This window comes from Paenirhizobium naphthalenivorans, from assembly GCF_007992095.1.
Taxonomy (GTDB): domain Bacteria; phylum Pseudomonadota; class Alphaproteobacteria; order Rhizobiales; family Rhizobiaceae; genus Allorhizobium; species Allorhizobium naphthalenivorans.
In genome coordinates, this window is record NZ_BJZP01000019.1 from 81,698 (window position 1) to 90,741 (window position 9,044).

The following is a 9,044-nucleotide window of genomic DNA, read 5'->3' on the forward strand; positions in this document are numbered from 1 at the left end:
CGGGCGGTTACTCCGAAGTGGGTCGCTTGCGTCTTGCCAATGAGTGCATGACGTGCATAACGCCACGAGGTGTGCGATGTTTGTCCATTGTGCGCTGAACCGAAAGCATTGCCGGTAGCTCAAATATGATCAGACTGATTGGTTATCTCTTCGGAATCGCCTCTGTCCTTGCCTTGGGCCTGGCGGGCGTGGTTGCCGTTTACCTGAACGGCGTCGCGAAGGATTTGCCGGATTACGCAGTGTTGTCGAGCTATGCGCCGCCGGTCACCACGCGCATTCACGCGGGCAATGGCGCGCTGATGGCTGAATATGCGCGCGAGCGGCGCCTTTTTCTGCCGATTCAGGCGATCCCGGATCGCGTAAAAGCGGCGTTCCTGTCGGCGGAAGACAAGAATTTCTACAACCACCCTGGTGTCGATGTTTACGGCCTCGGCCGCGCCATCCTGGTCAACTTGCAGAACCTTGGGTCCGGTCGTCGTCCGGTCGGCGCATCGACGATCACCCAGCAGGTGGCGAAGAACTTCCTGCTTTCCTCCGACCAGACGATGGACCGGAAGGTCAAGGAAGCGATCCTGTCCTTCCGCATTGAGCAGACCTATTCGAAGGATAAGATTCTCGAACTCTATCTGAATGAGATCTTCTTCGGCATGAATGCCTATGGCATCGCCGGGGCGGCACTCACTTATTTCGACAAGTCGGTGACTGAACTGACCATCGCCGAGACCGCCTATCTCGCCGCTCTTCCCAAGGGGCCGTCGAACTATCATCCCTTCCGTCATACCGAAGCTGCGATCGAGCGCCGTAACTGGGTTATTGACCGCATGGTCGAGAACGGTTTCGTGGCCAAGGCCGATGGCGAGGAAGCCAAGAAGCAGCCGCTGGGCGTCACTGGTCGTCGTTCGGGCTCCTATCTCTTCGCCTCCGACTTCTTCTCCGAGGAAGTGCGTCGCCAGATCATCGAGAAGTATGGCGACAAAGCGCTTTACGAAGGCGGTCTTTCGATCCGGACCTCGCTTGATCCGCAGATGCAGATTTATGCTCGCAAGGCCCTGCAGAATGGCTTGATGACCTATGACCAGCGTCGTGGCTATCGCGGCCCGGTGGCGCAGATCGAGGTCTCCGGCGACTGGGGTGCCGAACTTGCCAAGGTCAACGGACTGAGCGATGTGCCGGAATTTAAGCTGGCCGTCGTGCTTGCCGTCTCCTCGTCGCGTGTCGATATAGGTTTGCAGCCGGCCAAGGAGGCCGGTGGCAAGGTCGTGGCGGAACGACAGACGGGTCGCATCATGGCCGAGGACATGCAATGGGCCTACCGTGCCGCCAGCGGCGACCGCAAGACGGCGAAATCGCCGGAAGGCGTGCTGACGGTAGGGGACGTGGTATTCGTCGAGCCTGTTGCTGATGCCGAAGGCAGTTACAAGCTGCGCCAGCCGCCGAAGGTGCAGGGTGGCCTGGTTGCCATGGATCCGCATACCGGCCGCGTGCTCGCCCTGGTCGGTGGCTTCTCCTACGCTCAGTCGGAATTCAACCGTGCCACCCAGGCGATGCGGCAGCCGGGGTCGTCCTTCAAGCCCTTCGTTTACGCCGCCGCCCTCGACAATGGTTATACGCCGGCCTCGGTTATCATGGACGCGCCGATCGAATTCGTTTCCGGTGGACAGGTCTGGCGGCCGCAGAACTATGGCGGCGGTTCGGCAGGACCATCGACCCTGCGTCTGGGCATCGAAAAGTCTCGCAATCTGATGACGGTTCGGCTCGCCAATGACATGGGTATGAACTTGGTTGCCGAATATGCCGAGCGCTTCGGCATCTATGACAAGATGAACCCGGTCCTGGCCATGGCGCTCGGCTCGGGCGAAACCACGGTGCTGCGTCTGGTCTCCGCTTATGCCGTGCTGGCCAATGGCGGAAAGCAGATCAAGCCCACCTTGATCGACCGGATCCAGGACCGTTACGGCAAGACCATCTTCCGCCATGAGGAGCGCGTGTGCGAGGGCTGCAATGCCAACGTCTGGGAAGGCCAGGAGGAGCCGACTGTCGTGGACAACCGCGAGCAGGTGCTCGATCCGATGACCGCCTACCAGATTACCTCTATGATGGAAGGCGTGATCTTGCGCGGCACCGCCGCCGGCAAGGTCAAGCTCGACCGACCCGTCGCCGGCAAGACCGGTACCACCAACGACGAGAAGGACACCTGGTTCGTCGGCTATACGCCGGATCTCGTCGCCGGGCTTTATATCGGTTTTGATACCCCCGCACCTATGGGCCGTGGCGCCACGGGCGGCGGCCTTGCCGCCCCGGTTTTCAACGACTTCATGCAGGCCGCGGTCGCTGGCACGCCGCCGGGCAAGTTCCACCTGCCCGAGGGGATGAGCCTGATCCCGGTCAACCGCAAGACCGGCATGTATGCCGCCGAGGGCGATCCCGATACGATCATCGAGGCTTTCAAGCCCGGCACCGGCCCGGCCGATACTTTCTCGGTTATCGGTATGGAGAACTATGCTGCTCCGGAAGAGATTCTGCGGGAATCGCCGCAGGCCAATCAGGCTGTCACGTCCGGCGCCGGCGGCCTTTTCTGACACTGCATTGAGGTCCATTGCGTGCGGCCGCCCCTTTACATCGGGGGCGGCCGCATCTAATTCACGACCCAGTCAAACACCGAGGTGAAGATCTACCACGATGCGCAATGAGATTGAGAACGTAGTCGACGAAATCAAGCAGGCCATAAGCCTGCTGAGGAGGCATCTTTGACTGGGATCAGGCGGTAAGACGACTGGACTGGTTGAACAACAAGGCAGAGGACCCGAACCTCTGGAATGACGCAGGCGAAGCCCAGAAGTTGATGCGCGAGCGTCAGCAGCTTGATGAGAGCATCAATGGCGTCAAGCGGCTCGAACAGGAGCTGAACGACAACATCGAGCTCATTGAGATGGGCGAAGAGGAAGATGACGAGACCGTCGTCAATGACGCCGAGAATGCCCTCAAGGCGTTGAAAGCCGAGTCCGGGCGGCTTCAGGTCGAGGCCATGCTGTCGGGCGAAGCCGACGGCAATGACACCTATCTCGAAGTCCATTCCGGCGCCGGTGGCACCGAGAGCCAGGACTGGGCCAACATGCTCTTGCGCATGTATATCCGCTGGGCAGAGAAACAGGGATTCAAGGTCGAAGTGCTCGAAGTGCATGACGGCGAAGAGGCCGGCATCAAGTCCGCGACCATTCACGTCAAGGGCCACAATGCCTATGGCTGGCTGAAGACCGAATCGGGTGTGCATCGCCTGGTGCGAATCTCGCCCTATGATTCGAACGCGCGGCGCCATACCTCGTTTTCGTCGATCTGGGTCTATCCGGTCATCGATGATTCGATCCAGATCGACATCAACGAGAGTGACTGCCGTATCGACACCTACCGTTCGTCGGGCGCTGGCGGACAGCATGTCAACACGACAGACTCGGCGGTGCGTATTACGCATATCCCGACCGGCATTGCGGTCTCCTGCCAGCAGGAACGCTCGCAGCATAAGAACAAGGCCAAGGCCTGGGACATGCTGCGCTCGCGCCTGTACGAGGTTGAGCTTGAAAAGCGTGAGGCTGCGGCCAATGCCGAAGCGGCGTCCAAGAGCGATATTGGCTGGGGGCACCAGATCCGGTCCTACGTTCTGCAACCCTACCAGTTGGTCAAGGATCTGAGAACCGGTGTCGAGAGCACCGACCCGGACGGCGTGTTGAACGGGGACCTGAACGACTTCATGGAAGCCGCCTTGGCCCACCGAATCAGTGGCAAGGCAGACGCTGTCTCCGATATCGACTGATCGACTGTTCTCTGAACCGGAGAAAAGGAGCGGCGGGCATTTGCCCGCCGTTTCGCATGGTGATTTTCAGTTCGTCTCGCGCTCGACACGGATTTCGCCGAATTCGTCGATCAGCACCGTCCACCCCTCAGGCTCAACCTGGGCCGGGTCGGTTTTCAGGTAGACGGTGGCGAAAAAGCCCGGTTGGCGACTCACGCCGGTCGAATCCTCCGGCCGGATGTCGGTGACATAGGGGTGGATTCCCGTAAATTCCTCAAGCTCGATGCTTTCTTGAACTGCGGGCCCTGTTTCCGTAGACAGGATCCGCTGTAGATAGACTTTGGCGGTGCGGTCGGGTTGGCGGATCGAGATGAGCTTGTAATAGCCCCTGCGCGGGGCGGGTTCCTGCGCATCGTCTTCGTGCGCAACCGGTGTGGCGGTCGTTTCATCCCCAGCATCTCCTTCCCAGTAGCCTCCGCTGACGACGAAGGTCGCGGTTACGGGAAGTTGATCGATGTCGTCGGCAAACGCTGGACTGCCTGCGAGCAGGAGGCCAAGAAGGCTGGCGCGGATAAGCAGTGCAGTGCCCATGATCAGGTCTCTCTCAGTCAGAAAACTGCTCGGCGAGAATGCGGTCAGACCAAGAACGATCCGGATCGGAAAGAATGCGTGCGGTGGTGTCTTGCGACTGGGCGACATGCACTCTGATTACCGACTTCACCTCGGTGTGATCGGCCACCGCGTTAACCGGCCGTTTTTCCGGCTCCAGCACGATGATCTCGACACTGACCTTATCCGGCAAGAGCGCACCGCGCCAGCGGCGCGGACGGAACGGGCTGACAGGGGTCAGCGCGAGTAGCGGCGCCTCGAGCGGCAGGATCGGCCCATGGGCCGAGAGATTGTAGGCGGTCGACCCCACTGGCGTGGCGACCATCAGTCCGTCACAGATCAGTTCATCCAGCCGCACCTTGCCGTCGATCATCACACGCAGTTTGGCAGCCTGGTAGGATTGCCGCAGTAAGGACACTTCGTTGATTGCCAGCGCCACCGAGACCGTGCCATCGGCGTTGGTCGTCGTCATTTTCAGCGGATGAAACTCGTTCTCGACCGCTGCCGCGATGCGTTCATGCAGATTTTCAGTCGAGTAATCGTTCATCAGGAAGCCGACCGAGCCGCGGTTCATGCCATAGACCAGCTTGCCGGAGTTCATCGTGTCGTGCAGTGCCTGAAGCATGAAGCCGTCTCCCCCGAGGGCGACGATCACATCCGCCTCGGCGGGACTCACATTGCCATAAAGCGCCTCGAGTTCCCCGCGTGAGGCCTGGGCCTCGTCCGAATTGGAGGCGATGAAAGAGAGCGACTTGAACGAACGCGACATGGGCAGCCCTTTATGATCGGCGCTAGTGGTACATGATAAAGCGCGGGAACCACAAGCCGTTGCCCCGGCAAACGGTTCTGTCGTTGTTGCGATCCGATTTGAACGACACTGGTGACAGCGCGATATTTTGCTTTACCGCAATTCGTTTTCCCCTTATGGACGGTCCAACTGCCCTTGTAGCTCAGTTGGTAGAGCACCTGATTTGTAATCAGGGGGTCGCGGGTTCGAATCCTGCCGGGGGCACCACTTTTCCTGACAATCGAATGCAGACAAGAGCACGGTCGCGGCTATAGCCGCGGACCATTTTCGTCGCTGGTGCGAAGGGTGATGCCCGCGCTGGTGTCAGTCCTCGGAATCCTTGCGGACCGCCTCCTGAATTTCGTGAATGAGGTCTGGAAGGGCGCTTTGCACTCGGTTCCAGCTTGGCATGAACGGGGTGGCGTTCGGGTTGTCGAGGAACACATTTCCGGCCTCAATCAGATTGGCGGCGAATAGCTCGACAGCCTGTTCCTCCTTGTGTCGATCCGTGGTCAAGCCGTTCATCCGAGCGTCGTTGTGGTAGATTTCGACGAGATCCAGCGCGTTGCGGTAATAGGTGGCTTTCAGCGTCCGCAGGCTTTCCTGGCTGAAGGTTACACCGTCAGTCGCCAGCTTGCGCAAAAGCGACTTGGCGATATCGATGGACATGCGCGAGAGGCCGCTTGCGGCGTCGTCTGCGGACAGCGCTTGATGTTTGTGATCATAGCTGTCGGCGATGTCGACTTGGCAGATGGCGTTGTTCGAATAGTTGCGCCAAAGCTCCGACAGCACGCCGATTTCGAGGCCCCAGTCCGATGGGATGCGGATATCTGGCAACAGATGGGCTCGCATGGCGAATTCGCCGGCCAACGGATAACGGAATGCCTTCAGGTAGTCGATATAGGGGTGATGGCCGATCACATTCTCCAGGCTGAGCAGCAGTGGGGTCACCAGCAGACGGGTCACGCGGCCGTTCAAGGAACGGTCGGCGATGCGCGGATAATAGCCCTTGGCGAAAACATAGGGAAAGCCGGGATTGGTGACGGGGTAGACCAGGCGCGCCAGCATGTCTCGGGAATAGGTGGTGATATCGCAATCGTGCAGCGCGACGACGCCGGCGCTGCGCGCGCCGAGCACATAGCCAATGCAATACCAGACATTGCGGCCCTTGCCCGGCTGGTCAGGTGCAAGACTGGCTTGGTCGAGCTGCGCGTCGATGGCCTTGAGCCGTGGCCCGTCGTTCCACAGAATCACATGCTTCTGCGGCAGCCGAGAGAAATAGGTCTTGGCGTGTTCAAATTGTTCCCGGCTTGCCTGGTCTAGACCGATGACGATTTCCGAGATGTAGGGAACCTGGGCGAGTTCCGAGACGATATGTTCCAGCGCTGGCGCTTCAAGCTCCGAATAGAGAGAAGGCAGGATCAGCGTGATCGGTCGGGTAGCGGCAAAATGTTCGATTTCCCGTTCCATCCGCTCCAGCGACCGTTCTCGCAGGTTGTGCAGTGTCGCGACGACGCCGTTCTGATGAAAATCGGCCATTGGCTTTCCCCTTGTTGTCTATCCGGCGCGACCTCGGATTCGCGCCGCTGTTCATTTCGCTCCAACGATCCTCAGAATCATATCGTTCCAGCCCGCAGGCCCGGCTTTGTCTGACCGCAATATATGGCCCGTGCGCTCCCTCTCTGTGACAGGAAGCGCAAGATGCGCTGGATTGGCAATGATGACGCCCGTGTCAGCCGTTTGCAGCATCTCAAGGTCGTTCGGAGCATCGCCCAGCGCGATGATGTCGACCGGTGCGCCCGTTTCCGCGGCGTAATGCGCCGCAATTTCAGCCATCCGCTGCGCCTTCGACGTCTTGGGCATGACGGTGAAGAAGCGCCCGCCCTGTATCGCCTGGTACCCCTTGTCCGCGATCAAGCGAAGAAACTCGGCCTTTTCGTCCTGGCTGCCGGAAAAAAGTCCGGGCTCGGAAAACCGCCGATCCTTGGCCAGTCGCGCGTCTTCCAGCGCAAGTCCGGTCAGTTGCGCGACCTCTTGCTCCGTCCAGTCGCCAAAACCCCGGAACAGGTCGCACAGCGGTTCAGGCAGCGCGTGAAGCATTGCACGTAAGGCCTCGTAATGACTCCCACCTTCAGCAGCTGATTCGGTTTCGGGGTAGGCAATGCCTGCGCCATTTTCGACGATCAGCGGTTGATCGAGCCCCATCTCCCTGGCTATGGGGCGCATTTCCGCTTCTGTCTTGCTGCTGGCGAGAATCAGGGGAATGCCGCTCTCAGCCAGCAACCGCAGCGCTGGCCGAGCCGGTTCGAATGAATAGGTCTCGTGGTCGAGCAGTGTGCCGTCGAGGTCCGAGAAGACGACGATCATGCCGTCCGCTTCAGCAGGTGCTGTCGCGTTGCATAGAGCGCTATCGCCGCGGCATTCGAGACGTTGAGCGACTTGATGGCGCCCGGCATGTCGAGACGCGCGAGTGCATTGACCGTTTCGCGGGTCTTCTGCCGCAGACCCTTGCCTTCGGAGCCGAGCACGAGGGCGACCTTATCGCCGGAAAGCGTGCCTTCGAGCGGTGCCGGGCCCTCCGAATCAAGGCCGACCGAGAAAAAGCCGAGCTTGTGCAGCTCTCCGAGCGCATCTGACAGATTGGTGATCTGGATATAGGGGATGAGTTCGAGCGCGCCGGAAGCGGATTTGGCCAACACTCCGGATTCTGTCGGGCTGTGGCGCATGGTGGTGATCACCGCGCCGGCGCCGAAGGCCACGGCTGTTCGCATGATGGCGCCGACATTGTGCGGATCCGTCACCTGGTCCAACACCAGGAGCAGGGGGCTATCCTTCAGCGCTTCGAGCCGACGGACCGGAAGGGGGCGGGTCTCCAGCATGACGCCCTGATGGATGGCATCGGGGCCGAGCTGCTTGTCGAGCTCCTGCGGAGTGACGATCTCCACAGGAAATCCCAGCGTATCAACCGGTCCGATCTCAAGTCGCACCAGAGCATTCTGCGTCAGGCTCAGCTTGATCGGCTTGCGCTCAGGATTGTCGAGGGCAGCGCGGACTGTGTGCAGGCCGTAGAGGCGGACCTGATCGGGCGCGAGCTGCGGCGGCGTCCAGTCGGGGTCCCTCTGGCGCCCCTTGCGCGGCTCCGGCGTTGGGATTTCGCCGCGTTCGCGCTTGCCGTCGCGCACCTGTCGGCGCAGCGTTGCATAGTGGGTGTCCCGGGCGGTTTTGTCTATCTTCGTATCTTTTGCCATGCGATCTTATAACCGCACAGGCCCATCGGCGATAGACCTGCTGGGCCGCCTGGTTTTTTCCAAGCATCGAAAATTTTTCCGGAATTTTCCTCAAACATCGTGTTGACATGAGGGGCGAGGGCCGGCATATACCCGCCGCAGAAAGCGGGGCCAACGCCACCGCATTCACGACTGAAAAGCTTGGTCGCTTTGATCCGGACGAAAAACTGGAGAGATGCCCGAGTGGTTAAAGGGGACGGACTGTAAATCCGTTGGCTTCGCCTACGTTGGTTCAAATCCAACTCTCTCCACCATTCGTCCTCGGATCGAACCATCGCGGGTATAGCTCAATGGTAGAGCAGCAGCCTTCCAAGCTGAATACGCGGGTTCGATTCCCGCTACCCGCTCCAGCTCGTCTCTCTTGTTCTTGTAGTTGATATAGTCGGCCTGCCGGTCGCCATTTGAAATGGCTGCCGCATGCGATTCGGTCAGTCCTGGAGGGGTGAAATACGGCCATTTCCGGGCGATCCGCTGCCCAATCAATTAAGTCTTGCGCAATCCTCACGAAAGCCTTAAACGGCGGGACCAAACCGGTACGCCGGGTCAACCTCTTTCTCGATCACAGGAAGCATTC

Annotated in this window: 7 protein-coding genes and 3 tRNA genes; 5 read left to right on the plus strand and 5 right to left on the minus strand. The window is 59.9% G+C overall.

Going from position 1 to position 9,044, the window contains the following annotated elements; translation table 11 throughout:
- Positions 1-125: 125 nt before the first annotated feature.
- A complete protein-coding gene (locus RNA01_RS16885) occupies positions 126-2,579 on the plus strand; it encodes a penicillin-binding protein 1A (protein ID WP_147181390.1) in 2,454 nt (817 codons plus the stop codon).
- A 100-nt stretch (positions 2,580-2,679) separates the two neighbouring features.
- A protein-coding gene (gene prfB / locus RNA01_RS16890; RefSeq protein WP_170253494.1) for a peptide chain release factor 2 occupies positions 2,680-3,808 on the plus strand; the annotation gives its coding sequence in 2 pieces (ribosomal slippage) (positions 2,680-2,748 and positions 2,750-3,808; 1,128 coding nt in all).
- A gap of 66 nt (positions 3,809-3,874) precedes the next feature.
- Here the strand turns inward: prfB and RNA01_RS16895 are convergent.
- Together RNA01_RS16895 and RNA01_RS16900 are read right to left on the minus strand one after the other, a co-directional pair.
- Positions 3,875-4,378 carry a hypothetical protein gene (locus RNA01_RS16895; RefSeq protein WP_147181392.1) on the minus strand — a complete coding sequence of 168 codons (504 nt, stop codon included), beginning with the start codon at positions 4,376-4,378 and terminating at the stop codon, positions 3,875-3,877.
- Positions 4,379-4,391: 13 nt separating this feature from the next.
- The gene (locus RNA01_RS16900) at positions 4,392-5,165 is read right to left on the minus strand and encodes an NAD kinase (protein ID WP_147181393.1); all 774 of its coding nucleotides are present in this window, start codon (positions 5,163-5,165) and stop codon (positions 4,392-4,394) included.
- Between the two features lie 170 nt (positions 5,166-5,335).
- On the opposite strand from RNA01_RS16900, the gene RNA01_RS16905 reads away from it, so the two are divergent.
- Positions 5,336-5,411: transfer RNA gene (locus RNA01_RS16905), tRNA-Thr, on the plus strand.
- Positions 5,412-5,507: 96 nt separating this feature from the next.
- Here RNA01_RS16905 and RNA01_RS16910 read toward each other — a convergent pair.
- Genes RNA01_RS16910 through rlmB form a run of 3 tightly spaced genes read right to left on the minus strand, consistent with a single transcriptional unit; the run spans position 5,508 to position 8,431 of the window.
- Positions 5,508-6,722: a glycosyltransferase family protein gene (locus RNA01_RS16910; RefSeq protein WP_147181394.1), complete on the minus strand. Its 1,215-nt coding sequence runs from the start codon at positions 6,720-6,722 to the stop codon at positions 5,508-5,510.
- Between the two features lie 51 nt (positions 6,723-6,773).
- Positions 6,774-7,550 carry an HAD-IIB family hydrolase gene (locus RNA01_RS16915; protein ID WP_147181395.1) on the minus strand — a complete coding sequence of 259 codons (777 nt, stop codon included), beginning with the start codon at positions 7,548-7,550 and terminating at the stop codon, positions 6,774-6,776.
- Entirely contained in the window at positions 7,547-8,431 is an 885-nt protein-coding gene (gene rlmB, locus RNA01_RS16920; protein WP_147181396.1) for a 23S rRNA (guanosine(2251)-2'-O)-methyltransferase RlmB, read from the minus strand. Before rlmB ends, RNA01_RS16915 begins: the two co-directional genes overlap by 4 nt.
- 208 nt (positions 8,432-8,639) lie before the next feature.
- On the opposite strand from rlmB, the gene RNA01_RS16925 reads away from it, so the two are divergent.
- Both RNA01_RS16925 and RNA01_RS16930 read left to right on the plus strand, forming a co-directional pair.
- Positions 8,640-8,724 (plus strand) — tRNA-Tyr (locus RNA01_RS16925).
- A gap of 22 nt (positions 8,725-8,746) precedes the next feature.
- Positions 8,747-8,820 (plus strand) — tRNA-Gly (locus tag RNA01_RS16930).
- The last annotated feature ends 224 nt before the right edge of the window (positions 8,821-9,044 follow it).